Below are 25,749 nucleotides of genomic sequence, written 5' to 3'. Positions count from 1 at the left end.
CGGGTCATCGGCCAGCCATGCACGGTGCGATTCGCTTACCCGGGCTGCGCGGTTGCAATGCAACAGCGTCCCACGCGGAAAAGGCCACAGAAAACGGGCGGAAGGAGAACCTTCCGCCCGTTGCGTGCACTGCGTGAAAAGCCTGATGGGAGGGGGTTATCAGAACTTGAACACGTAGGCGACGCCGTAGACCAGCGGGTCGATGTTGGCGGTGCCGAGCTTGTTGCCGTTGACCTTCACCTTGGTGTCGATGTCGGCCCAGCGCATGTCCACGCGCAGCGCGCCCTTGTCGCTGACGGCGAAGTCCACGCCCACGTGCGCGGCCAGGCCCCAGGAGTCTTCCAGGCGCAGCTTGGCGTCGGCCAGCGCGCCCTTGCCGTCGGTGCTGAAGAACTTGGTGTAGTTCACGCCCAGGCCGACGAACGGGGTGGCGATGCTGGCGTTGGTGAAGTGGTACTGCAGCGACACCACCGGCGGCAGCTGCTTGGTCTCGCCGACCTTGCCGACGCCGTCGATGCTGATGTCGTGCTTGAACGGCAGCGCGCCCAGCACCTCGATGCCCACGTTGTCGGCGATGAAGTACTCGAAGGTCACGGTGGGCTTGGTGTCGTCGTCCACGTGGGTCTTGAGCGCGCCCAGGTCCAGCGCCGAACCGTTCAGGGTGCCGTTGTCGGACTTGGGATCGACGTTGTGCACGCCCACGCCGATGGTCCAGTCACCCTTGGATTGCGCCATGGCCGGCGCGGCGGCGAAGGCGATGGCGGCAGCCAGGCTTGCGGCGAGTAGCGAGATGTTCTTGCTCATGTGTTGACTCTCGGTGGGTCGGAATTTGAGCGGATTTTTTCGATTTCTTAACGCGTTCGCCTTGATCTGGATCAATTGCGCGCGGTCGTCCGGTCCGCCCCCGGCCGTCTGCCTGAAGCGGGGGCGAAGGCCCCTCCTGCTAGAATGTCGGCCCTTTCCACCCATCCGCCGCGCGGGCCGCGGTCGCAGGAGCTACTGGACATGGCAATCAAGGTTGGCATCAATGGTTTCGGCCGTATCGGACGCAACGTGCTGCGTTCGGCGGTACAGAACTTCGGCGACGACATCGAGATCGTCGGCATCAACGACCTGCTCGACCCCGACTACCTGGCCTACATGCTGCAGTACGACTCGGTGCATGGCCGCTTCAAGGGCGAGGTCTCGGTGCAGGGCAACACCCTGGTCGTCAACGGCAAGAAGATCCGCCTGAGCGCCGAGCGCGACCCGGCCAACCTGAAGTGGGACGAGGTCGGTGCCGAGGTGGTGATCGAGTCCACCGGCCTGTTCCTGACCAAGGAAACCGCGCAGAAGCACATCGACGCCGGCGCCAGGAAGGTGATCCTGTCGGCACCGTCCAAGGACGACACGCCGATGTTCGTCTATGGCGTCAACCACGCCACCTACGCCGGCCAGGCGATCGTCTCCAACGCCTCATGCACCACCAACTGCCTGGCGCCGCTGGCCAAGGTGATCCACGACAAGTGGGGCATCAAGCGCGGCCTGATGACCACCGTGCACGCCGCCACCGCCACCCAGAAGACCGTCGACGGCCCGTCCAACAAGGACTGGCGCGGCGGGCGCGGCATCCTCGAGAACATCATCCCGTCCTCGACCGGCGCGGCCAAGGCGGTGGGCGTGGTCATCCCCGAGCTCAACAAGAAGCTCACCGGCATGAGCTTCCGCGTGCCGACCTCGGACGTGTCGGTGGTGGACCTGACCGTCGAGCTGGACACCCCGGCGACCTACGACGAGATCAAGGCCGAGGTGAAGGCGCAGAGCGAAGGCGCGCTGAAGGGCGTGCTCGGCTACACCGAGGACAAGGTGGTCGCCACCGACTTCCGCGGCGACACCCGCACCTCGATCTTCGACGCCGACGCCGGCATCGCCCTGGACGGCACCTTCGTCAAGCTGGTGTCCTGGTACGACAACGAGTGGGGCTACTCCAACAAGTGCCTGGAGATGGTCAAGGTCGTCGCCGGCTGAGCGGCGCCTCGTTCGCGATGTACCGGAAGGGCGCCTGCGGGCGCCTTTCCTTTTGGCGCTGCGCAGGCCGGCCATCGCGGCGGCGCCCTGCCGTCGTGCTGTCCCCCGATCACAAAATCGGCGGCACGCGGTTCCCTTCTCCCGCTCGCGGGAGAAGGTGGCGCGCAGCGCCGGATGAGGGCGGCTCTCGCTGTTGCTTCCCGATGTTGCAGACAGCCCCCATCCGCCCTTCGGGCAGCTTCCCCCGCAAGCGGGAGAAGGATCGGGGATTTCGAATGTGATGAAGAGACAGGCCATCGCGGGGGATCGGATCGCGGCGCCGGGATACCATGCGTCCCGACACAGGATGTGACCGACCGGTCCGGGGTGGCGAATGCTCGAAATGATGGCGGTGCTGGCAGTGCTGGTGGTGGTGTCCGTGCCGGTGTTGCTGGTGGTGATGCTGGTCTCGCTGTCGGGGCTGCGGCGCAGGGTGTCGATGCTGGAAGCCGCGTTGCGGCAGATGGCGCAGCAGGTGCCGGCCGGCCCGGCCGATGCGCGCGAACCGGCTGCCCGCACTGCCGCAGTGCGGGCATGGAGCGGCGGCGAGGACGTTTCCGATGAAGCCCGGGCGGCACCCGGCGCAGGCGCATCCTCGCCGCCCACAGCATCCTCGCTGCCACCGTCGCCAGCGCCTGCCGCAGCGCCCGAGCCTCCGCTTCGGCATGCGCAGGAGCAGGCGCCGCGTGGGCCGGGACCGCTGGACGTGGCGCTGGCCACGCTGCGGCGCTGGTTCACCGAGGGCAACGTGCCGGTCAAGATCGGCGTGCTGGTCCTGTTCGCCGGCGTGGCGGCGCTGCTCAAGTACGCCAGCGACCAGGGCTGGCTGAGCGTACCGGTCGAGCTGCGGCTGGCCGGGATCGCCGCCTTCGCGCTGGCCGCGCTGGTGCTGGGCTGGCGCCAGCGCGCGCGTCGGCCTGCCTTCGCGCTGGCGGTGCAGGGCGGTGCGATCGGCATCCTGCTGCTGATCGTGTTCGCCGCCTACCGGCTCTACGCAATGCTGCCCGTGGGCGCGGCGTTCGCGCTGAGCGTGGTGCTGGTGGCCGGGCTGTGCGTGCTGGCGGTGCTGCAGGACTCGCGCACGCTGGCGGTGCTCGGCGTGCTGGCGGGCTTCCTTGCGCCGATCTGGCTTTCCACCGGCAGCGGCAACCACGTGGCGCTGTTCTCCTACTACGCGCTGCTCAATGCCGGGGTGCTGGCGATCGCCTGGGTGCGGCCGTGGCGCGAGCTCAACCTGCTCGGTTTCGCCTTCACCTTCGGCATCGGGATCGTGTGGGGCGTGCTGCAGTACCGCCCGCAGCACTTCGCCAGCACCGAGCCGTTCCTGCTGCTGTTCTTCGCCTTCTACCTGCTGATCCCGATCCTCTACGCGCTGCGGCAGGCGAGCGGACGCGCGGTGGTCGATGGCTGCCTGGTGTTCGGCACGCCGCTGGTGGCGTTCTCGCTGCAGGCGGCACTGCTGGAAGGCGAGCGCATGCCGCTGGCGCTGTGCGCGCTGGTCCTGGCCGCGGTCTACGCCGCGCTGGGCTGGGGGCTGCAGCGGCGGTTGCGGCAGCCGTTGCTGGCGCAGTCGTACGCGGTGCTGGCGGTGGGTTTCGCGACGCTGGCGGTGCCGCTGGCGCTGTCGGCGCGGGCGACCGCCAGCGTGTTCGCGCTGGAAGGCGCCGCGCTGGTCTGGCTGGGGCTGCGCCAGCAGCGCCGCCTGCCGCAATGGGCCGGCACGGTGCTGCAGCTGGCGGCGGCGTTCGGCTTCCTGATGGGCGTGGATGCGTGGCCGCTGGACCGGCACATGTTCGCCAATGCGACCTTCATGAGCGCGCTGCTGCTGGCGCTGGGCGGATTCGCCAGTGCCTGGAGCTGCTGGCGCGGCCGGCGTCCGGTACCGGCGCTGGCGTTCTACCTGTGGGCGCTGGGCTGGTGGAGCGCGGCGCTGGTCCACGAACTGGCACGGTTCGCGCCGGCCTCGCTGCAGGCCGACGCCTGGCTGGCGCTGGCCGCGCTGAGCGGCTGGCTGGCGGCCGAGGCGCACCGGCGCCAGCCCGCGCCGGCACTGGCCGCCACCACGTTCGCGGGACTGGCGCTGGCGCTGCCGCTGGCCTGGCTGCAGGCGGGGATGCATGCGCAGCCGTTCGCCGGCCATGGCGCCTGGGCATGGCTGGTCTACGCCCTGTTCGGTGTTCGTGGCCTGTGGTGCCTGCGGACATCGACCGGCGCCTGGGCACGGGCCAGCCAGTTCGTCTGGTGGCTGGCGTGGGCGTTCGCGCTGTCGCTGTGCCTGCACTGGCTGGCGACGTGGTCGGACCTGGCGCAGGGCTGGCGGCTGGCGCTGCCGGCACTGCCGTGGCTGGCCCTGGCGGCCGTGGCGTTGTCGCGCTGGCGCTGGCTGTCGGTGCCGCTGGGGGCCTCCTTCGACGCCTGCCGGGTTTCGTTGCTGGCGACGGTGTTCGGCGTGATCGGGCTGGGGTGGCTGGTCGCGCTGTGGCTGCCGGCGCCGGCGCGACCGCTGCCGTGGCTGCCGCTGCTCAATCCGCTGGAGCTGTTCCAGCTGGCGGCGCTGGCGCTGGCGGCGCGCTGGCTGTGGTCGCCGCAGGCGCCGGTGGATGCACGGCGCTGGCGGCTGTCCGCGGTGGCGGGGGTGGGCCTGCTGTGGATCACCAGCGCGACGCTGCGCAGCGTCCATCATTGGGGCGCGGTGCCCTGGGGCGCGGCATTGTGGGGTTCCAGCCTGGCCCAGGCCAGCCTGACCGTGGTGTGGAGCGTGCTGGGCGTGATCGGCTGGGTGCTGGGCTCGCGACGCGGCCACCGCGGCCTGTGGCTGGCCGGCGCGGTGCTGATGGCGGTGGTGCTGGCCAAGCTGGTGCTGATCGACCGCCAGCACCTGGGCAACCTGCTCGGGATCGGCTCGTTCATCGCCTACGGCCTGCTGTGCACGGTGGTGGGCTACCTGGCGCCGGCACCGCCGCGCGCCGCCGGGGAACGCGGGGTGCCGGCATGATCGCGCGCGGGTGGGGACTGGCGCTGCTGCTGCCGTCGCTGGCGGCCATGGCGGCCAGCGAGCGCAACGACTATGCGCAGCAGTGGCCGTTGCGGCTGTCCGAGCCCGCGGCCGGTGCCTATCGCGTGGTGCTGGACGAGGCTGTCTACCGCCGCGTGCAGCGTGCGTCGCTGGCCGACATCGAGGTGTTCAACGCGCAGGGGCAGTCCGTGCCCGCGGCGCTGGTGAACGCCGATGTCCCGCTGGCAGGGGCGCGCCTGCAGCCGCTGCCGTGGTTTCCGCTGCCGGCCATGGCCACGTCGGCCGGCAACGACCTGCAGGCCGTCACCGAACGCGACGCCGATGGCAGTGTGCGCCGGGTGGACATACGGGTGCAGGGCGGCCGCGCGGCGCCGATGCAGGGCTGGCTGGTGGATGCCAGCGGCGTGCACGAGCCGATCGAGGGCCTGGCGCTGGAATGGCGTGCCGACGTGCCGGTGCAGGCGCAGTTGCGCATCGAGGGCAGCGACGACCTGCGCCAGTGGCACCTGCTCGATCCGCAGGCCACCGTGGTGGACCTGGCCAATCGCGGCAATGCGCTGCGGCAACGGCGCATCCCGCTGCAGAGCCGAGCGCGCTACCTGCGCCTGACGCCGCTGTCTCCGGGGTTCCCGCAGCTCGATGGCGTGACCGCGGAACTGGCGCCGGCGCAGGTGCCGATGCAGTGGCTGTGGCTGGAACTGGCGGGCAGCGCACGCGAGGGAGGATTCGACTTCGCCTCGAGCGGACGCTTCCCGGTATCGCGGATCGACGTGCAGGTCGATGGCAACACCGCGGTCGAATGGACGCTGCTCAGCCGCGACGATGCCGATGCACCCTGGCGGCAACGTGCCGGCCCATGGCTGGCCTGGCAGGTCGACGGCGCCGGCCGGCGCGACCGTTCGCTGCCGCAGATGCTGTCGGGCGCGGTCCGCGACCGCTATTGGCGGCTGCAGCCGCGGCAAGCCGCTGCCGGGCCGCCGCCGCGCCTGCGCCTGGGCTATCGCGCGGAGACGCTGGTGTTCCTCGCCCAGGGCGATCCGCCCTATGCGCTGGCCGCCGGCAGCGCGCGGGCCGAGCGCGGCGACGCCCCGCTGGCGCAGACCCTGCAGGCCTTGCGCGAGCAGCGCGGGGCGCAATGGCGCCCGGCCGTGGCGACACTCTCGGCGGCGCCGCAGATCCTCGCCGGCGACGCCGCGCTGCAGCCGCAGGCCGCGCCGCGCGACTGGAAGTCCTGGCTGCTGTGGGCACTGCTGGTGGCCGGGGCACTGGCGGTTGCCGGGTTCGCGTTGAGCCTGCTGCGCCGGCCCACGGACCAGGGACCGCCGGCCTGAGTCCCGGCGGCGAGCCTGGGGCCGCCGGCGTGGGTCGAACCCTGCCGGGACGAGGCGGCGTTTGCCGCCCCGTGCCGAACCCCGGACAATGGTGTCCCTGCCACGCCAGCGGAAGGCGGACTCTCCGAAGCCAGCGATGTCGCGCCATGGACGGCCAAATGCATTTCCCCAACCCTCACGAGCGAGTTCCCATCACCATGACCATCATCCGCATGACCGATCTCGACCTCTCCGGCAAGTGCGTGCTGATCCGGCAGGGCGAGCCGGGGTGACGCGGACTGCCCTATCGGCAGTCCGCGCCGGCGAGCGCCCGGCCATGGACGGCCGGGCCGGACTGTCCGAAGCCAGCGATGTCGCGCCATGGACGGCCAAGTGTATTTCCCCAACCCTCACGAGCGAGTTCCCATCACCATGACCATCATCCGCATGACCGATCTCGACCTCTCCGGCAAGCGCGTGCTGATCCGGCAGGACCTCAACGTGCCGATCGAGAACGGCCAGATCACCTCCGAGCAGCGCATCCTCGCCTCGGTGCCCACCCTGAAGCTGGCGCTCAAGCAGGGCGCGGCGGTCCTGGTGATGTCGCACCTGGGGCGGCCCAAGGAGGGCACCTGGAGCCAGGAGGACTCGCTGGAGCCGGTGGCCGAGCGCCTGACCGCGCTGCTGGGGGTGCCGGTGCCGCTGGTCAAGGACTGGGTCGACGGCGTGCAGGTCAAGCCGGGCCAGATCGTGCTGCTGGAGAACGTGCGCTTCAACGTCGGCGAGGGCAAGGACGACGAGGCGCTGGCCAAGCGGTACGCCGCGCTGTGCGACGTGTTCGTGATGGACGCCTTCGGCACCGCGCACCGCGCCCAGGCCTCCACCCACGGCGTCATCCGCTTCGCCCCGGTCGCCGCCGGCGGCCCGCTGCTGATGGCCGAGCTCGATGCGCTGGGCAAGGCGCTGCACGCCCCGGCCAAGCCGCTGCTGGCGATCGTGGCCGGCAGCAAGGTGTCCACCAAGCTGGAGCTGCTCAGCAACCTGGTCGGCAAGGTCGACCAGTTGATCGTCGGCGGCGGCATCGCCAACACCTTCATCGCCGCGGCCGGGCTGCCGGTGGGCAAGTCGCTGTGCGAGCCGGACCTGATCGACACCGCCCGGAAGATCGTCGCCGACGCCAAGGCGCGCGGCGCCGAGATCCCGCTGCCCACCGACGTGGTGGTGGCCAAGCAGTTCCTGCCCGACGCGCCGGCCACGGTGAAGGCGGTCGCCGATGTCGCCGATGACGACCTGATCCTCGACATCGGCCCGAAGACCGCCGCCCGCTATGCCGGCCTGATCTCCAAGGCCGGCACCGTGGTGTGGAACGGCCCGGTCGGAGTGTTCGAGTTCGAGGCCTTCGGCCACGGCACCCAGGTGCTGGCGCGTGCCATCGCCGACTCGCCGGCCTTCACCATCGCCGGTGGCGGCGACACCCTGGCGGCGGTGGACAAGTACGGCATCGCCAACCGGATCAGCTACATCTCCACCGGCGGCGGCGCGTTCCTGGAGTTCCTGGAAGGCAAGACCCTGCCGGCGGTGGCTGCGCTGGACGCGCGCGGACAGTGAGCGGCGACACGCTGTTCTTCGACCTGGACGGCACCCTGGTCGATTCCGAGCAGGGCATCGTGCGCAGCATCCAGTACGCGCTGGCCGGACTGGGCCGGCCGGCGGCGACGCGCGAGCAGTTGCTGCCGTGGATCGGCCCGCCGCTGCGCGACAGCTTCGCGCAGCTGTTTCCCGATGATCCGGCGCGGGTCGAGCGCGCGCTGGGGCTGTACCGCGAGCGCTACGGCAGCGAGGGCTGGACCGAGCTGCGGGTATTCGACGGCATCGCCGAGGCCATCGGCGCGCTGCATGCCGCCGGGCACCGCATGGCGGTGGTGACCTCGAAGAACGAGGGCTTCGCCCGCCGTATCGTCGAGCACCTGCCGTTCGGCGCCTGTTTCGAGGAGGTGGTCGGTGCCAGCGACGACGGCAGCCGCCGCTTCAAGCCCGACCTGGTCGCCGAGGCGCTGCGCCGGCTGTCGGTGGCGCCGGCGCGGTGCTGGATGAGCGGCGACCGCCACATGGACGTGGAAGGTGCGCTCGCCCATGGCATGCGCTGCGTCGGGGTGTTGTGGGGCTTCGGCAGCGAGCAGGAGCTGCGCGGGGCCGGGGCGACCCGGCTGGTCTCCGCGCCGGCGCAGCTGCCGCAGGCCTACGCCGGCTGAATCCGCGCGGCGCGCGCCGTTGCCGTCCGGCGGCGGGTGCGGGTCACTGCAGGACGACGACGGGAGGGGCGCCGGAGATGGCACCCCTCCCGAAACGCATTGGACGGCCGCCGCTCAGGCGAAGACGCGGAAACGCTCGGCGTCGTCGATGAAGGTCTTCTCGCCGAACGGGGCCTCGTTGGAGCCGAACGGCAGCTGCGCGCGCAGCTTCCAGCTGGCCGGGATGTTCCACTCCTGGGCCGCGGCCTCGTCGACCAGCGGGTTGTAGTGCTGCAGGCTGGCGCCGATGCCGGCCTCGGCCAGGGCGGTCCACACCGCGAACTGGGCGATGCCGGTGCTGTGCTCGGACCAGAGCGGGAAGTTGTCGGCGTACAGCGGGAACTGCTCCTGCAGGCCCTTGACCACGTCCTGGTCCTCGTAGAACAGCACGGTGCCGGCGCCGGCGGCGAAGCTGTCGATCTTCTTCTCGGTGGGGCCGAACGCCTCGGCGGGCACGATCTTGCGCAGCGCCTCCTTGGTCAGCGCCCAGAACTTCTCGCTCTGCGCGCCGTACAGGATCACCGCGCGCGAGCTCTGCGAGTTGAACGAGGACGGGCTCCACTTCACCGCGTCCTGGATCAGCGCGGTCACCTGCTCCTGCGGCAGCGGCAGGGTCTTGCCGAGGGCGTACTGCGAGCGGCGGCGCTTGGCGGATTCGAGAAACGTGTTGGTCATGGCATCACCTGAGAATGGGAAGGGGCGGGGAGGGCTGCCCGGCAACCGCAAGCGGTGGGCCGGGCGCAACGAAGTCCGGGCAAGTGTGATGACGCACCGCAGGAATTTCGAGGGCGCGGTCCGGAATGGATCGTTGCATCGGCAGAAGGCGGCGGCGCCGGAGGCGGCCGCGTCGTGATGCGCACGGCCCGCCTGTATGCTTGACGGCCTGCCGCGATGGCCAGTCGGCCGCAGCCGGGAACGCGCCATGCCCGGCTACGGGCACAGCCACCTCCCGGCCCGATCCGATCCTCGCCCGTGCAACGAACTTCCCAGGAGAACGCCGTCCCATGATCGAACGCCTGCGCCGTACCCGCATCCTCGCCACCCTGGGACCGGCCACCGATCGCCCGGGCGTGCTGGACGACCTGCTGCGCGCAGGCGCCAACGTGGTGCGCCTGAACTTCAGCCATGGCGATCCGGCGGCGCAGGAAGCCCGCGCGCTCGCGGTACGCGAGGCAGCGCAGCGCGTGGGCACCGAGGTCGGCATCCTCGCCGACCTGCCGGGCCCGAAGATCCGCATCGAGCGCTTCGCCGCGGGCAAGGTCGCGCTCCGCGCCGGCGACCGCTTCGACCTGGTCGCCCGTGCCGACGCGCCGCCGGGTACCGCCAGCGAGGTCGGGGTGAGCTACCTGGGCCTGCCCGGCGACGTGAAGCCCGGCGACGTGCTGCTGCTCGACGACGGCCTGATGCAGCTGCAGGTGCAGCGGGTGGAGGGCGAGCGCATCGTCAGCAGCGTGCTCAACGACGGCGTGCTGTCCGACCGCAAGGGACTGAACAAGCAGGGCGGCGGCCTGTCGCTGGGCGCGCTGACCGAGCGCGACCACGAGCTGATCGGCATCGCCGCCGGCATCGGCGTGGACTTCATCGCCGTGTCGTTCTGCCGCAGCGCCGAGGACATGAACGAGGCCCGCCGCATCGCCCGCCTGCACGGCAGCGAGGCGGCGCTGGTGTCCAAGATCGAGCGCACCGAGGCGATCGAGAACCTGGTGGAGATCGTCGAGGCTTCCGACGTGGTGATGGTGGCGCGCGGCGACCTGGGCGTGGAGATCGGCGACGCCGAGCTGCCCGGCCTGCAGAAGAAGATCATCAAGGAGGCGCTGGCGCAGAACAAGGTCGTCATCACCGCCACGCAGATGCTGCAGTCGATGGTGGAAAGCCCGATGCCCACGCGCGCTGAGGTGCTGGACGTGGCCAACGCGGTGATCGACGGCACCGACGCGGTCATGCTGTCGGCCGAGACCGCCGCCGGCGCCTACCCGGTGCGCGCGGTGGAGGCGATGGCGCGCATCTGCCTGGGGGCCGAGCGCCAGTTCGAGTTCGACACCGACTACGAGGCCGCGCAGCGCAACCTGGAGCGCGCCGACCAGGCCATCGCGATGGCGACGATGTTCCTGTCCGAGCACATCGAGCTGGGCGGGGTGGTGGCGCTGACCGAATCCGGCGGCACCCCGCGCTACCTGTCGCGCTTCCGCTCGCACGTGCCGATCTACGCCTTCACCCACCATGCCGGCGCACGCCGGCGCATGGCGCTGATGCGCGGCGTCTATCCCATCGCCTTCGACAGCCGCGGCATGGTCCCGCGCGAGGCCGCGCGCGGCGCCATCCGCCTGCTGGTGGAGGCGGGGCGGCTGCACGCGGGCGACCGCGTGGTGTTCACCAGCGGCGAGCACATGCAGACCCACGGCGCCACCAATACGCTGAGACTGCTGGAGGTCGGCCCGGACGGCTTCGCCAGCGGGCTGGGGGAAATCTAGCGATCGAGCCGCGGCGCCGGGTGCCGGCGATCGGCAATCCAGGGCACTGCCCGACGCCCCGGCCCACGCCGCCCGCTTGCGTTCCTGGGCACGCGCCGGTGGCGCGCAAGCCGTGCCTTTCCCGTCCGGCGAGCTGGCCTTGCCGGGTGCAAGCAAGGCCCGGGCGATGTTCAACCGCATGCGGCTGCGCCGTGGCCCCGTCCACCCCGGCCGGGGATCTGGTCGCAGGGGGAAGGGAGGGGCCGATACGACGATGCCGGGCGGATCGCCGGATGAATACGTTTCCAGCGCGGAGGACGGCGCTGCTGCACGCGGTGGGGGCACAGGCGCAAGGCTATAATCGCCGCCTTCGGCCATATCGCCAGACACAGGACGCCAATGAGCATCGAACAGCTTGCCGAAACCGCCCAGGCCATGGTTGCCCCGGGCAAGGGCATCATCGCCATCGACGAATCCACCGGCACCATCGCCAAGCGCTTCGCCAGCGTGGGCATCGAGAACGTCGAGGAGAACCGTCGTGCCTATCGCGAACTGCTGCTCACCACGCCCAAGCTGAGCGACTACATCTCCGGTGCGATCCTGTTCGACGAGACCATCCGCCAGTCCACCAAGGACGGCGTGCCGTTCCCGAAGTACATGGCCCAGCACGGCATCATCCCGGGCATCAAGGTCGACAAGGGCGCCCATCCGCTGGCCGGCATGCCGGGCGAGCTGGTGACCGAGGGCCTGGACGGCCTGCGCGAACGCCTGCAGGAGTACTACAAGCTCGGCGCGCGCTTCGCCAAGTGGCGCGCGGTGATCAACATCGGCGAGGACATCCCGTCGGGCACCTGCATCGAGGCCAACGCCCATGCGCTGGCGCGTTACGCCGCGCTGTGCCAGGAGCAGGGGCTGGTGCCGATGGTCGAGCCGGAAGTGATCATGGACGGCGACCACGACATCGAGACCTGCTACGAGGTCACCGAGGCGACGCTGCGCGCGCTGTTCGGCTCGCTGTACGAGCAGAACGTGGTGCTGGAAGGCACCATCCTGAAGGCCTCGATGGTCATCTCCGGCAAGGACTGCGAGGAGCAGGCCGGCGTCGAGGAAGTGGCCGAGTCCACCGTGATGTGCCTGAAGTCCACCGTGCCGGCGATCCTGCCGGGCATCGTGTTCCTGTCCGGCGGGCAGACCGACGAGCAGTCCACCGCGCACCTGAACGCGATGAACCAGCTCGGCCAGCTGCCGTGGCCGCTGAGCTTCTCCTACGGCCGCGCCATGCAGGCCGCCGCACTGAAGCTGTGGTCCAAGGACCTGAAGGGCAACTTCGCCAAGGCCCAGCAGATCGTCTACGAGCGCGCCAGGGAGAACGGCCTGGCCGCGCTGGGGCAGTGGAAGGGCTGAGCGTCCAGTGGCTGTTCGATGGGTGGTTTGTAGCCTGTCAGTGACAGAGCCCCGTTTTCCGGGGCTCTGCGTACCACAACAGGTTCGTGAATCCTAGCCGCAATGATCATCGAGGCACTGCCTCAGCGCTGATTCGCATAAGGCTGGCAGAGTTCCTCGCGCCATGCACTGGTTGTAGATCACATAGCAGGTGGGGTCGCATATCGGTACTCCGGCACTGGCCGTGCCACCCAGTACCGCCGAAGAAAGTATCGCTCCAGCCATGACCTTCTTGATGATCGTCTTCATCGGTTCTCTCCTTGAGCCTGCGAACCAGGCGAATCCAGAATATGAGGATTACGGAGCGGCATGAGCGACCGGCATCACGTAGTGGAGCGCTTCTTGCGATCTCAGTCCCCGTGCGACCGCCCTCTCCTGGCGCCGCATGCTTGCCGGGCGCGGAAAAAGTGGTGACCACCGTGTGTCGGCCGGTGTGGGGTCAGCGTTTGGCCTGGGAACACAGGGGAAGCGAAGGAAATCCGTAGACGGGTACCGCCCGTCGTGCGTTTTGCCATGCAAGACGTCATGGGCTGGGGCAAGGCCGCCCTTGAGCCGCCGAAGGCGGCAACAGCCAGCGTCGGCTCAGGCCACGGCTGCCTGGGTCTGCACCAGCGCCTGCTGCAGCGCCTTGAAGGTGGCGTCGTTGTAGGCCACCAGGATGATGTCCTTGGGGACGGAATGGGATTTCTGCCAGGCCACGGTCTCGGCCACGGCGATGCGCGCGGCCTGCTGCAGCGGGTAGCCGTAGACGCCGCAGCTGATCGCCGGGAAGGCGATCGACTGCAGGCCCATCTGCTCTGCCAGCGCCAGCGAGCGCCAGTAGCAGTTGCCCAGCAGCGCGGGCTCGTCGTGCTGGCCGTCGCGCCATACCGGGCCCACGGCATGCAGCACGTGGCGCGCCTTGAGCAGGTGGCCGCCGGTGGCACGCACCTCGCCGGTCGGGCAGCGCACGCCCGGACGGATTTCCGGTAGCTGCCGGCATTCGGCCAGCAGGCCGGGGCCGGCGGCACGATGGATCGCGCCGTCCACGCCGCCGCCGCCGAGCAGCGATTCGTTGGCGGCGTTGACGATGGCGTCCACCGCCAGCGTGGTGATGTCGCCTTGCCAGACTTCGATCTTCATGCGCCGATCTTCATGTGCCCATCATGACTGAAACGTGACGGAAGTCCGGTGCCGGCCAATGCCGTCCGCCGCACGTTCATCCGTGTATGGCGACACCTTGGCGGCCACGCATCTCAGTGCCTGCGACTGCGCCTGCGATCATGCGGTCGCGTTGTTCCCGCGCCGGCGCGCCGCGGGGCGGGACAACCCTGTACCGGGCGGCAGTGCGTGGTCCGGGCAGGACCATAGGCCGCCCGGGCACGACAGCAACGTGCCGGACTCGTGTCCGGGAGGCGCTACGCCTACCCGGACCACAGCGGTCACGTTCGGGAAGACGGATCCCGTTGCCGCGATCCAGGTTCGGCCACGCCGGGCTGTTGCGGCACCGCTGCGCGGTCGTTCCCGCGTGTCGGGTCCGACTGCCGGCGCGTTGCCGCAGCGCGCCGGCCGCTCCATCGCGGCCGGGACGCGCGGGTCCGGCTCAGGGCAGGCCGGCCAGCCAGTCGTCGTCGCTGCCCTCGTTGATGTCGGCGAACAGCGGGGTGGAAAAGTAGCGCTCGCCGGTGTCGGGCAGTACCGCCAGCAGCACCGAGCCGGGCGCGGCGGTCTCGGCCACGCGCAGCGCGGCGGCCACGGTGGCGCCGGCGGAGATGCCGACGAAGATGCCTTCCTCGGCGGCCAGCCGGCGCGAGGTCGCGATCGCCTCGTCGTCGCTGACCGGCAGCACCTCGTCGTAGACCTCGCGATTGAGCACCTCGGGCACGAAGTCCGGGGTCCAGCCCTGGATCTTGTGCGGCTGCCATTCCTTGCCCAGCAGCAGCGAGGCGTTGGCCGGCTCGGTGGCGATGATCCTGGTCTCCGGCCGCGCCACGCGCAGCACTTCGCCCACGCCGGTGATGGTGCCGCCGGTGCCCCAGCCGCTGACGAAGTAGTCCAGCCGGCGGCCGGCGAAATCGCGCAGGATCTCGGCGGCGGTGGTGTTGCGGTGATAGGCCGGATTGGCCGGGTTGGCGAACTGGCTGGCCAGGAACCAGCCGTGCTGCTCGGCCAGTTCGCGCGCCTTGCGCACCATGCCGGTGCCGCGTTCGGCAGCCGGGGTGAGGATGACCTTGGCGCCGTAGGCGCGCATCAGCTTGCGGCGCTCGATCGAGAAGGTCTCCACCATCGTCGCCACGAACTTGTAGCCGCGCGCGGCGGCGACCATCGCCAGTGCCACGCCGGTATTGCCGGAGGTAGCTTCGACGATCGTGTCGCCGGGCTTGAGCAGGCCGCGCGCCTCGGCGTCGAGGATGATGGCCAGCGCCAGGCGGTCCTTGACCGAGCCGCCGGGGTTGAACGATTCGACCTTGGCGTAGAGCGTGGCGTTGGCCGGCTTGACCCGGTTGAGCCGGACCACCGGGGTGCGGCCGATGGTGTCGAGGATGCTGTCGTGGATGGTCATGTCAGGGGACTCCTTGGATCTGGATCGGTCGGGCGGCATCGGTCAGTGTCGATGCGTTCGCCTTCGGGGAGGGTGAGGGGAAGGGGGCGCGGCGCAGCGGTGCGGCATCGAACGGATACGGCGTGCCGGCCATGCCGGCGACCGCGCGTCGCCGCGACCACGGGCCGTTCTCCACCTGCGCGACGGCGATGGCACCGGCTTGCCGGGCAGGCGATCGGGTCTCGACCTCGCATTCGGCCGGCTCGCCGCGACCAGGCGCCCGCCCGGGGCGGTGGTGTGGATCGTCGGGCGGCGGGGACTGGATGGCGTTCACGGCAGGAAGAAGCTGCTTGCCAGGGAATCCGGACCGTAGCTCCGGCTTATAGCTGCCGGAAATGACTTCATGCATTCGATAAATAACTTTTGGTTATCAATAGCGGTGGCGACTTCCTCTAAAGTCGCTTATCGCCATTCGATATATGCGGCGGACCCGCCCCTGCCATGACCCTGACCCAGCTCCGCTATCTCGTCGCCATCGCCGATGCAGAACTCAACATCACGCTGGCGGCGACGCGGGTGCATGCCACCCAGCCCGGCCTGTCCAAGCAGCTCAAGCAGCTGGAGGACGAACTGGGCTTCCTGCTGTTCGTGCGCCGCGGCCGCAGCCTGGAGTCGGTGACCCCGGCCGGCGGAGAGGTGATCGAGCGCGCGCGCGCGGTGCTGGCCGAGGCCAACAACATCCGCACCTACGCCGCCAACCAGCGCCGCGAGAGCCAGGGCCAGCTGGTCCTGACCACCACCCATACCCAGGCACGCTTCGTGCTGCCGCCGGCGGTGGCGCAGATCAAGCGCGAGTACCCGCAGGTCAGCGTGCACCTGCAGCAGGCCGCGGAGAGCGCCGCACTGGACCTGCTCAGCCAGGGCGATGCCGACATCGCCGTGGTCAGCACCTCCGGCGAGGCGCCGGCCGCGGGCATCGCGGTGCCGCTGTACCGCTGGCGCCGGCTGGCGGTCGTGCCGCGCGGGCACGCGCTGGACCGCGCCGGTGCCGTGCCGGACATGGCGGCGCTGGCGAAGCAGCCGTTGATCAGCTACGAATCCTCGACCCGGCCCGATTCCTCGTTGCGGCGGGCTTTCGCCAGCGTCGGCCTGCAGCCGGACATCGCGCTCACCGCGCTCGATGCCGACCTGATCAAGACCTACGTGCGCAGCGGCGTGGGCGTGGGCATATTGGCCGAGATGGCGGTCAATGCCAGCGACGGCGACCTGCGCGCGTGGCCGGCGCCGCCGGCGGTTCCCGAGTGCATCGCCTGGGCGGTGCTGCCGCGCGAGCGGGTGCTGCGCGACTACGCGCTGGAACTGGTGCACGTGCTGGCGCCGCAGATCGACCCGCGCGACCTGCGCCGGGTATTGGAAGGCAACCAGGAGGCGAACTGGCCCGAGCCGCCGAGCTGGGAATCGCTGACCCAGACCATCACCAGCTGATCGCCGCGCGCAACCGATCGCCAAAGCCGGAACGTCGCGGCTGGGCAGGGCGTGGAACCGTTGCCGAGGAGCGGACCCGCGCGCTTCGATCTGCACGTTTCCAGGCACCGAATCGCTCCCGCTGGTCCCAATCCGCCGGCCGGCGGCGCAGCATGCCGATCAGCCTTGATCGGCGGACTGCGTCGCCAGGCCGGCAGTCTGGGTAGGGTCGAGTGCCGCCTCCGGCCTGTCGGCGCGGCACCGGCCCTGTGCGCGGCCAGGAACGGCCGCGGCGGCAGGGGCGATTTCGCGCCGGGTGGCGAGCCACTCGTGCAAGGCCGCAGTCTCCGTACCGGCGGTTACGCCGTCGTGACCGGAATGCTGCGGGACGTCAGGAACCTGCCCGGCCGCGCACCGGACATTGCCGGCCGGGCCGGGGACAGCCCCGGCCCGCTGCTGTCCGGTCCTCGTCCGGCACTGCCTGCCCCGGAGTTCGCTCGGTGCGAGGCACGTTGTCCGTACCCGGCCGCCCGGCAGCCGCCACCGCGCGACCGCATCCAGGCCGCAACGCGGTCGTGGCAACGCTGCGTGGCGGCTCCCGGTCCACGGACCGGGCGGCAGGATCGGTTTGGCGGCAGCCATCGCGTCGGGGATCGGAGGAGGGAAATGCCGATGCTAGGGATGCGAATCGGGCGGAACAAAGGAACAGCTGTTATCGGCTCATGGCCGCTGCTTGTTTCCACGGGTGGCGGTGGATGGCGCGCGAGCGCTTCGACGCCGGCGAGTTCGAATCCGTCGAGTTGTGCGTCGACGTGCGGCTGGCCGTGCCCGCGGCGCGACGTGCGGGGCGGATACCGCAAGACACGGGCCGGGTGGATTCCAAACTTCGCCGGCATCGGTTCGCCCTGCGATGCCCGGAGGTTCCCAGCCGCTGGAACCTGCGTGCTGCCGGCGACAATGCCGAGGTGCTGGCGGCGCGGGTACTGGCTTACCTGGACGTGGACCGGATCGGCGCAAACCGTAGCCCATGTTCGGGGCAAGGAAGACGCCCGACGCTTACCGGCCGTCCCGAGTACGCTGTTGCACAAGTCCCGGCGGCCCACGCAGATTACGATCGCGTCAGCTATGTGCACGCAGGCCGTCGAAAGGCCGGGTTTCCGGGCGGACAAGGGTCATTGGTCATGGGTAAATGGCGTGCAAACATGTCAACCGCCACGCACCCTGGCCGTTAAACTCCAGACGCCCTTCTGCAGGACTTCCCGCGCATGCCTTTCCGACTCCGCACGCGCCTGGCCGCGATTGCCCTGGCGGCAATCTGGCTCGGCGGCTGTGGCAAACCCGAAGTCGCCCCCGCTTCCGCCGAACCCACGCCGGTCACCCTGCAGACGGTACAGCCGCGTGCCTGGAGCAGCACCCTGCAGTCGCTGGCGACGGTGCGGGCGCGCGAGTCGGTCGGGCTCACCGCCGCGGTCAGCGACGTGGTGGAGAAGGTCTACTTCGACAGCGGCGACGAGGTGAAGGCCGGGCAGCTGCTGCTGACCCTGCGCGGCAATGCCCAGGATGCGGCGCTGGTCGCCGCGCAGGCCACCTACCAGGAAGCCGAGCAGCTGCATCGCCGCCAGCTCGAACTGGTCGGCCAGCAGCTGGTCGCACGCTCCACCGTGGATACGCAGAAGGCGCTGCGCGACGCGGCGCTGGCGCGGGTGCGGCAGATGCAGGCGGAGATCGTCGACCGCGAGGTGCGGGCGCCGTTCGCCGGCGTGCTGGGCATCCGCCGGGTCAGTCCCGGTTCGCTGGTCACGTCCTCGACGGTGATCGCCACGCTCGACGACGTCTCGCGCATGCACGTGGACTTCCAGGTGCCCGAGTCGCAGCTGGCGCTGGTGCAGCCGGGCCGGTCCGTCACCGGCACCGCTGCGGCCTGGCCGGGCGAGACCTTCGCGGGTGTGGTGAGCACCGTGGACTCGCGCATCGACGAGGCCACCCGCGCGGTGACCGTGCGCGCCGACTTCGACAACCCCGACCGCCGCCTGCGCCCGGGAATGCTGCTGCAGGTGAGCCTGTTCCAGCCCGAGCGCCAGGCCCTGGTGATCCCCGAGATCGCGGTGGTGCAGGTGGGGCGCGAATCCTACGTGTTCCGGGTCAAGGACGACGACACGGTCGAGCGCGCCGACATCAGGGCCGGCGAGCGCCGCGACGGCCTGGTGGAGATCCTTGAGGGCCTGCAGCCGGGTGAGCGCATCGTGGTCGACGGCGCCGGCAAGCTGCGGCCGGGCCTGAAGGTGCGCGACGGCGCCGCCCCCGCCGGTAGCGCGCGATGAAACTGTCCGACATCTCCATCACCCGCCCGGTGCTGGCGGTGGTGATGAGCCTGCTGCTGATCGTGCTGGGACTGATGTCCTTCGCCCGCCTGACCCTGCGCGAGCTGCCGGCGATCGACCCGCCGATCGTCTCGGTGGAGGTCGAGTACACCGGCGCCTCGGCGGCGGTGGTGGAGAGCCGCATCACCCAGGTGCTGGAGGATGCGCTGGCCGGCATCGAGGGCATCGAGATCATCCAGGCGCGCAGCCGCAACGGCAGCTCGGACATCAGCATCGAGTTCTCGCAGAGCCGCGACATCGAGGCCGCCGCCAACGACGTGCGCGACGCGGTCAGCCGCGTCTCCGACCGCATGCCCGACCAGGCGCGGCCGCCGGAGATATCCAAGGTCGAAGCCGACGCCGACCCGATCCTGTGGCTCAACATGAACTCCTCGGCGATGGACACGCTGCAGCTGTCCGACTACGCCGAGCGCTACGTGGTGGACCGCTTCTCCAGCCTCGACGGCGTGGCCCAGGTACGCATCGGCGGGCGCCAGCGCTATGCCATGCGCATCTGGCTGGACCGCGACCAGCTGGCCGCGCGCAACCTCACCGTGGCCGACGTCAGCACCTCGCTGCAGAACGAGAACGTCGAGCTGCCGGCCGGCAGCCTGGAATCGGCGCAGCGCGACTTCACCCTGCGGGTGGAGCGCAGCTACCTCAAGCCGGAGGACTTCGCCCGCATCCCGCTGGGCAAGGGCGCGGACGGCTACGTGGTGCGGCTGGGCGACGTGGCCGAGATCGAGCTGGGCTCGGCCGAGCGCCGCGCCTACTTCCACAGCAACGGCCAGCCCAACGTCGGCCTGGGCATCGTGCGCAACTCCACCGCCAACGCGCTGGACGTGGCGCGGGCGGCGCGCGCCGAGGCCGAGCAGATCCAGAAGTCGCTGCCCGCAGGCACCAACATCTTCGTCGCCTTCGACACCACCACCTTCATCGATGCGGCGGTGCAGCGCGTCTACCACACGCTGGTGGAGGCGGTGGTGCTGGTGCTGCTGGTGATCTGGATGTTCCTGGGCAGCGTGCGCGCGGCGCTGATCCCGGCGGTGACGGTACCGGTGTGCCTGATCGCCTCGTTCATCGCGCTGTACGCGTTCGGCTTCTCGATCAACCTGCTCACCCTGCTGGCGCTGGTGCTGGCGATCGGCCTGGTGGTGGACGACGCCATCGTGGTGGTGGAGAACATCCAGCGCCGCGTCGACCTGGGCGAGCCGCCGCTGGTGGCGTCCAGGCGCGGTACCGCGCAGGTGGCCTTCGCCGTGATCGCCACCACCGCGGTGCTGGTGGCGGTGTTCCTGCCGGTCGGCTTCCTGCAGGGCAACACCGGGCGGCTGTTCCGCGAGCTGGCGGTGGCGCTGGCCGCGGCGGTGGCGATCTCCGCGTTCGTGGCGCTGACGCTGACGCCGATGATGTCGTCCAAGCTGATCAAGCCGCACGGGCAGGCCAGGCGCAACCGCTTCAATGCGTGGTTCGATGGCCGCCTGGAACGCGTCGCCGCCGGCTACCGGCGTTCGCTCGAGCGCAGCGTGGGCCGCCACTGGCTGTTCGCCGGGCTGATGCTGGGCGCGGCGGTGCTGATCGTGCTGCTGTTCCACCGGGTGCCGTCGGAACTGGCCCCGGCCGAGGACCGCGGCCAGTTCCAGGTCATGCTCGAAGGCCCGGAGGGCGCGGGCTTCGACTACACGGTGGGCCAGATCAAGCAGGTGGAAAAGATCCTCGAGCCGATGATCGGCCCGGACCAGCTGATCGCGCGCGCCAACCCGCGCGTGCCCGGCGGCTTCGGCAACAGCGAGGAGATGCACACCGGGCGGGTCAGCGTGTTCCTGCAGGACTGGAGCAAGCGCAGCGAGCCGACCATCGACGTGGCCGCCGACATCCAGCGCCGCCTGGCCGGCCTCACCGGCGTGCGCGTGCGCACCCAGGTGCAGGGCGGGCTGGTGCGCGGCGGCGGGCAGCCGTTCCAGATGGTGCTGGGCGGGCCGGACTACGTCGAGCTGGCGCAATGGCGCGATCGCATGCTGCAGCGCATGGAGGCCAACCCCGGCCTGGTCGGCGCCGACTCGGACTACAAGGAAACCCGCCCGCAGATGCGGGTGAACATCGATCGCCAGCGCGCGGCCGACCTCGGCGTGCCGGTGACCGCGATCGGCGGCGCGCTGGAGGCGCTGATGGGCTCGGTGCGGGTGACCACCTTCGTCGACAACGGCGAGGAGTACGACGTGATGCTGCAGGCCGGCCGCGCCGGCCGCGCCGCGCCCGCCGACCTGGAGGCGATCCGCGTGCGCTCGTCCAGCGGCCAGCTGATCCCGCTGTCCAACCTGGTCACGCTGAGCGAGATCGCCGAACCGGGCACGCTCAACCGCTTCAACCGCCTGCGCTCGATCACCCTGACCGCCGGCCTGGCGCCGGGCTACCGGCTCGGCGATGCCATCGCCTGGGCGCAACAGGCGGCCGCCGAGGAACTGCCGGACTACGCGCAGATCGACTGGCGGGGCGAATCGCGCGAGTACCAGCAATCGGGCTCGGCGGTGCTGCTGACCTTCGCAATGGCGCTGCTGGTGGTGTACCTGGTGCTGGCCGCGCAGTTCGAGAGCTTCGCCCATCCGCTGGTGATCATGCTCACCGTGCCGCTGGCGGTGCTCGGCGCGCTGGTCGGGCTTTGGATCACAGGCGGCACGCTCAACCTGTTCAGCCAGATCGGCATCGTCATGCTGGTCGGGCTGGCGGCCAAGAACGGCATCCTGATCGTGGAGTTCGCCAACCAGCTGCGCGACGAGGGCCGCAGCGTGCACCAGGCCATCGTCGAGTCGGCCTCGGTGCGCCTGCGCCCGATCCTGATGACCTCGATCGCCACCGTGGTCGGCGCGATCCCGCTGGTGGCCGCCGGCGGCCCCGGTTCGGCCAGCCGCGCCACCATCGGCGTGGTGGTGATCTTCGGCGTGTCGCTGTCCACGCTGCTGTCGCTGTACGTGGTGCCGGCGTTCTACGCGCTGATCGCGCCGTACACCAAGTCGCCCGAGGCGGTGGCGCACGAGCTGGCGAGGCTGGAGGCGACCACGCCCGAGGTCGGCGGCCATGCCTGAGGCGGCGCCTGTCACTTTGGATACATGACCGCCGCACCCATCCGTGCTTGAGTGGTGCGTTGCCGTCTCCCTGAAGGATTCCTCGATGCGCCGTCTCGCCCCCGTTGTCCTGGCCTCCACCCTGGCGCTGTGCTGCGGCGCCGCGCTTGCCGCCACCGCGCAGGACCCGGTGCCCACCGGCCGCCTGCCGCAATGGGCGGTGCCGGAGCACTATGCGCTGGCGCTGAAGGTCGATCCGGGCCAGGCCGACTTCAGTGGCAGCGTGAGGATCCGCGTGCGCCTGGCCGAGGCGGCCGACCACCTCTGGTTGCACGGCAAGCAACTCAAGGTCGCCAGCACCCGCGTGGTGCCTGCCGAGGGCGAGGCCTTCGCCGCCACCTGGCGCCAGGCGGACGCCCAGGCCGGCGTGGCCCGGATCGATTTCGGCCGCACCCTGGTGCCGCAGCAGCTGACGCTGGAGATCGCCTACAGCGCGCCGCTGAACCAGCAGCTGCAGGGGCTGTACAAGGTCGGCTACCAGGGCCGCGCCTACGCGATGACGCAGATGGAGCCGATCAGCGCGCGCTACGCCTTTCCCGGCTTCGACGAGCCGGCGTTCAAGACCCCGTTCGCGCTGAGCCTCACGGTGCCGCAGGCCGAGCAGGCGCTGGCCAACACCGCCGAGGTGTCCAGCACGCCGGCCGGCAAGGGCTGGAAGACGGTCACCTTCGCCGAGACCCTGCCGCTGCCGACCTACCTGCTGGCCTATGCGGTGGGCCCTTGGGACGTGGTCGACGGCCCTGCGATCGCACCCAACGCCGAGCGCACCGAGCCGGTGCCGCTGCGCGGGGTCGCCGCCCGGGGGCAGGGCCCGCGCATGCAGCGCGCGCTGGCGCAGACCCCGGAGATCATCCATTACCTCGAGGACTACTACGGCTTCGGCTACCCGTTCGGCAAGCTGGACCTGGTGGCCGCGCCGGACTTCTCCGCCGGCGCGATGGAGAACCCGGGCTTCGTCACCTTCCGCGACTGGCTGCTGCTGCTGGACGAGCACTCGCCCACCCGCAACGTGCAGGGCTCCTTCGACGTCACCGCGCACGAGCTGGCCCACCAGTGGACCGGCGACACGGTGACCATGGCCTGGTGGGACGACCTGTGGCTCAACGAGGCCTTCGCCACCTGGATGCAGCAGAAGGTGACGATGGCGCTGCGCCCGCAGTTCCGCGCCGACCTGGACCGCGTGTCCAGCGCCCAGCGCACGATGAACGCCGACAGCCTGGTCAGCGCGCGCAAGATCCGCCAGCCGATCACCGGCAACGGCGACATCGAGACCGCCTTCGACGGCATCACCTACCAGAAGGGCGCGGCGGTGCTGGGCATGTTCGAGCGCTTCGTCGGGCCGGACACCTTCCGCGACGGCATGCGCCGGTACATCCAGGCGCACAGGTTCGGCAATGCCACCGCCTACGACCTGATCGATGCCATCGCCGCCGCCGCCGGCAAGGGCGAGGATTTCAAGCGCGCCTTCGCCGGCTTCATCGAACAGCCCGGGGTGCCCTACCTGCAGGCGCAGCTCGCCGCCACGCCGGCTGGCTACGCGTTGCAGTTCACCCAGCAGCGCTACCTGCCTGTCGGTTCGACGGGATCCACGGCGCAGACCTGGGGCGTGCCGGTGTGCGTCAAGTACGGCGTGGCCGGCGGCAGCCGCAGCGCCTGCGGCCTGGTCGATGCGGCCAGCGGCAGCATCGCGCTGCCCGGTGCCGGCGCCGACAGCTGGGTGCTGCCCAACGCCGGCGGCAGCGGCTACTACCGCTTCAGCCTGCCCAGGGCGCAGCTGGCCCGGCTCGGCCAGCATGTCGGCGATCTGGACGAGACCGAGCAGCTGACCTATGCCGACGCGATCGATGCCGCCTTCGCCCGCGGCGACGCCGATGCCGCCGACGTGCTGGCCGGCCTGCGCCGGCTGGCCGCCTCGCCCTCGGCCGAGGTCTCCACTGCGCTGCTGAACCGCTTCAACTGGCTGTGGAACCAGCTGGCCGGTAGCGACGCCCAGCGCGAGGCGCTGCGCAAGGTGGCGCAGGATGCCTACCTGCCGCGGCTGCGCCGGCTGGGGTATGCCGCGCGCGCCGGCGAATCGCAGGACGATGCCAACCTGCGCTCGGACCTGGTCGGCCTGCTCGGCACGCGGCTGGAGGTGCCGGAGGTGCGGCAGGCGCTGCTCGCCTACGGCGATGCGGTGCTGGCCGGCAAGGACGGCCAGCTCGATTTCGCCGCGGTCTCGCCGGACCTGCTGGGCAATGCCCTGATCGCGGTGGTGCGCGAACGCGGCGAGCCGGCGGTGACCGCCCTGGTCGCGGCGCTGAAGCAGGCCGGCGACCCGGTACAGCGCAACGCGCTGATCGCCGGGCTGTCCTACACCCGCGACCCCGCGCAGCTGGCGCACGTGCGCCAGCTGGCGCTGAGCCCGGACATCAAGGTCGGCGAGATGTTCTCGCTGCTCTCCGCCGGTGCCACCGACCCGGCCGTGCGCGATTCGTTCTGGCCGTGGTTCACCGCCAACTACGAGCGCATCGTCGCGCGCACCGGCGCGTTCTCGGCCGGCAGCCTGCCGCGGCTGCCGGCCATGGGCGGCTGCTCGGTGGCCGAGGCCGACCGGCTGGACGCCTTCTTCAAGCCGAAGCTGGCCACGCTGACCGGCGCCGAGCGCGGTCTGGCCCAGGCCGGCGAATCGCTGCGCCTGTGCGCGGCACTGAAGGATGCGCAGGATCCGGCGGCGATCCTGCGCTGAAGGCTCAGCAGCGGCACGGCTGGCATGTCCAGCCATGCCGCTGCATTGTGGTCCTGGGAGCGGCACCGCCTCCCGGTCATCAGTCGTGATGAGGCTTTCCCCGGCACGAATCCCGATGACTGGCAGCCACCTGGCGGCGTGGCCGCAACGTTGATTGGACGCGCCTGTACATCGCATCCCGCGTAACGACGCTGGCGTGCGGGCCGAGATTCCGACCGTCGTCCAATGCCCGGACCGAAACGCTCCAGCTATCATCGAGGGCCCTGATCACCGCGCCGGGCCGCCGATGACGTACTCCTGGGATGACGTTCGACTCGCCGGCGACGGCTTCGTGCTGCGTCGCTGGCGCGCGGACGACCTGCCTTCGCTGCTGCGCCACGCCGACGATGCCCAGGTGGTGCGCGGCCTCAGCGATCGCTTCCCGCACCCGTACACGCGCAGCGATGGCGAAGCCTTCCTCGCCGGCAAGGTGGTGGACCTGTCGGACCCGGTGTTCGCCATCGAGATCGACGGCGAGGCCTGCGGCACCATCGGTGCCCGCCCCGGCAGCGGCGAGCGCGCCCACGGCGCCGAGCTGGGCTACTGGCTCGGCCGCGCGCACTGGCGGCGCGGCCTGATGACCCGCATCGTCGCGCTGTACGTGCCCTGGGTGATGCAGGCGCTGTCGCTGACGCGGATGCAGGCCACCGTGCTCGACATCAATCCGGCCTCGGCGCGGGTGCTGCAGAAGAACCGCTTCGTCGAGGAAGGCGTGCTGCGCGCGGCCATCCGCAAGCCCGATGGCCTGCACGACCTGCGGATGTTTTCGCGCCTGGCCTGAGCGCGGCCGGCAAGCTCCCTTCCCCCGCTTGCGGGGGAAGGTGGCGCGCAGCGCCGGATGGGGGGTGCTTCTGCTCTGGCTTTCCCATACTCCGAACAGCCCCCATCCGCCCTCCGGGCACCTTCCCCCGCAAGCGGGGGGAAGGGAAATTGGCTGTTGCGGGAACGACGATCCAAGG

At 70.5% G+C, this 25,749-nt stretch carries 19 protein-coding genes; 13 read left to right on the top strand and 6 right to left on the bottom strand.

Going from position 1 to position 25,749, the window contains the following annotated elements; genetic code table 11:
• Positions 1-159: 159 nt before the first annotated feature.
• A complete protein-coding gene (locus LRX76_RS04025) occupies positions 160-804 on the bottom strand; it encodes an OmpW family outer membrane protein (protein WP_231802320.1) in 645 nt (214 codons plus the stop codon).
• Between the two features lie 201 nt (positions 805-1,005).
• On the opposite strand from LRX76_RS04025, the gene gap reads away from it, so the two are divergent.
• From gap to LRX76_RS04000, 5 genes are all read left to right on the top strand, one after another.
• Positions 1,006-2,007, top strand: a complete 1,002-nt coding sequence (gene gap / locus LRX76_RS04020; RefSeq protein ID WP_231802318.1) for a type I glyceraldehyde-3-phosphate dehydrogenase — start codon at positions 1,006-1,008, stop codon at positions 2,005-2,007.
• Positions 2,008-2,380: 373 nt separating this feature from the next.
• On the top strand, positions 2,381-5,041 hold the full coding sequence (locus LRX76_RS04015) for a DUF2339 domain-containing protein (RefSeq protein WP_231802316.1): 2,661 nt from the start codon (positions 2,381-2,383) through the stop codon (positions 5,039-5,041).
• Positions 5,038-6,393, top strand: a complete 1,356-nt coding sequence (locus tag LRX76_RS04010; protein WP_231802314.1) for a DUF3999 domain-containing protein — start codon at positions 5,038-5,040, stop codon at positions 6,391-6,393. The genes LRX76_RS04015 and LRX76_RS04010 overlap by 4 nt, the downstream gene beginning before the upstream one ends.
• A 411-nt stretch (positions 6,394-6,804) precedes the next feature.
• Positions 6,805-7,980, top strand: a complete 1,176-nt coding sequence (locus tag LRX76_RS04005; RefSeq protein ID WP_231802312.1) for a phosphoglycerate kinase — start codon at positions 6,805-6,807, stop codon at positions 7,978-7,980.
• Positions 7,977-8,624 (top strand): HAD family hydrolase, encoded by a 648-nt coding sequence (locus LRX76_RS04000; protein WP_231802310.1) that lies wholly within the window; start codon positions 7,977-7,979, stop codon positions 8,622-8,624. The genes LRX76_RS04005 and LRX76_RS04000 overlap by 4 nt, the downstream gene beginning before the upstream one ends.
• Before the next feature lie 114 nt (positions 8,625-8,738).
• Here the strand turns inward: LRX76_RS04000 and LRX76_RS03995 are convergent, their stop codons facing one another.
• Complete coding sequence (locus LRX76_RS03995; RefSeq protein ID WP_231802308.1) at positions 8,739-9,338, bottom strand: nitroreductase family protein; 600 nt, start codon at positions 9,336-9,338, stop codon at positions 8,739-8,741.
• A 329-nt stretch (positions 9,339-9,667) separates the two neighbouring features.
• Here LRX76_RS03995 and pyk point away from each other — a divergent pair, with 329 nt between their 5' ends.
• Positions 9,668-11,134, top strand: a complete 1,467-nt coding sequence (gene pyk, locus LRX76_RS03990; RefSeq protein WP_231802306.1) for a pyruvate kinase — start codon at positions 9,668-9,670, stop codon at positions 11,132-11,134.
• A gap of 378 nt (positions 11,135-11,512) precedes the next feature.
• Positions 11,513-12,517: a class I fructose-bisphosphate aldolase gene (locus tag LRX76_RS03985; protein WP_231802304.1), complete on the top strand. Its 1,005-nt coding sequence runs from the start codon at positions 11,513-11,515 to the stop codon at positions 12,515-12,517.
• A 93-nt stretch (positions 12,518-12,610) separates the two neighbouring features.
• Here LRX76_RS03985 and LRX76_RS03980 read toward each other — a convergent pair whose 3' ends face one another.
• From LRX76_RS03980 to LRX76_RS03965, 4 genes are all read right to left on the bottom strand, one after another.
• Positions 12,611-12,805, bottom strand: a complete 195-nt coding sequence (locus LRX76_RS03980; RefSeq protein WP_231802302.1) for a hypothetical protein — start codon at positions 12,803-12,805, stop codon at positions 12,611-12,613.
• A 333-nt stretch (positions 12,806-13,138) separates the two neighbouring features.
• Positions 13,139-13,678: an O-acetyl-ADP-ribose deacetylase gene (locus tag LRX76_RS03975; RefSeq protein ID WP_231802300.1), complete on the bottom strand. Its 540-nt coding sequence runs from the start codon at positions 13,676-13,678 to the stop codon at positions 13,139-13,141.
• Positions 13,679-14,138: 460 nt separating this feature from the next.
• Entirely contained in the window at positions 14,139-15,098 is a 960-nt protein-coding gene (gene cysK / locus LRX76_RS03970) for a cysteine synthase A (RefSeq protein WP_231802298.1), read from the bottom strand.
• Position 15,099: 1 nt separating this feature from the next.
• Positions 15,100-15,411, bottom strand: coding sequence for a hypothetical protein (locus LRX76_RS03965; RefSeq protein WP_231802296.1), 312 nt, complete (start codon positions 15,409-15,411; stop codon positions 15,100-15,102).
• Positions 15,412-15,578: 167 nt separating this feature from the next.
• Between LRX76_RS03965 and LRX76_RS03960 the strand changes: the two genes are divergently transcribed.
• The 6 genes from LRX76_RS03960 (at position 15,579) to LRX76_RS03935 (ending at position 25,571) form a co-directional block, all read left to right on the top strand.
• On the top strand, positions 15,579-16,562 hold the full coding sequence (locus LRX76_RS03960) for a LysR family transcriptional regulator (protein ID WP_231802294.1): 984 nt from the start codon (positions 15,579-15,581) through the stop codon (positions 16,560-16,562).
• Between the two features lie 734 nt (positions 16,563-17,296).
• Positions 17,297-17,773 carry a hypothetical protein gene (locus tag LRX76_RS03955; protein ID WP_231802292.1) on the top strand — a complete coding sequence of 159 codons (477 nt, stop codon included), beginning with the start codon at positions 17,297-17,299 and terminating at the stop codon, positions 17,771-17,773.
• A gap of 33 nt (positions 17,774-17,806) precedes the next feature.
• A complete protein-coding gene (locus LRX76_RS03950) occupies positions 17,807-18,862 on the top strand; it encodes an efflux RND transporter periplasmic adaptor subunit (protein WP_231802290.1) in 1,056 nt (351 codons plus the stop codon).
• A complete protein-coding gene (locus tag LRX76_RS03945; protein ID WP_231802288.1) occupies positions 18,859-21,984 on the top strand; it encodes an efflux RND transporter permease subunit in 3,126 nt (1,041 codons plus the stop codon). Before LRX76_RS03950 ends, LRX76_RS03945 begins: the two co-directional genes overlap by 4 nt.
• A gap of 85 nt (positions 21,985-22,069) precedes the next feature.
• A complete protein-coding gene (locus LRX76_RS03940; RefSeq protein WP_231802286.1) occupies positions 22,070-24,751 on the top strand; it encodes a M1 family aminopeptidase in 2,682 nt (893 codons plus the stop codon).
• Positions 24,752-25,037: 286 nt separating this feature from the next.
• Positions 25,038-25,571: a GNAT family protein gene (locus tag LRX76_RS03935; protein WP_231802284.1), complete on the top strand. Its 534-nt coding sequence runs from the start codon at positions 25,038-25,040 to the stop codon at positions 25,569-25,571.
• Positions 25,572-25,749: the final 178 nt, after the last annotated feature.

The sequence above is a fragment of the Stenotrophomonas sp. MMGLT7 genome (assembly GCF_021168555.1).
Classification (GTDB): Bacteria; Pseudomonadota; Gammaproteobacteria; order Xanthomonadales; family Xanthomonadaceae; genus MMGLT7.
The sequence above is the reverse complement of the archived record's forward strand: the minus strand, read 5'-3'. Positions and strand labels throughout refer to the sequence as shown.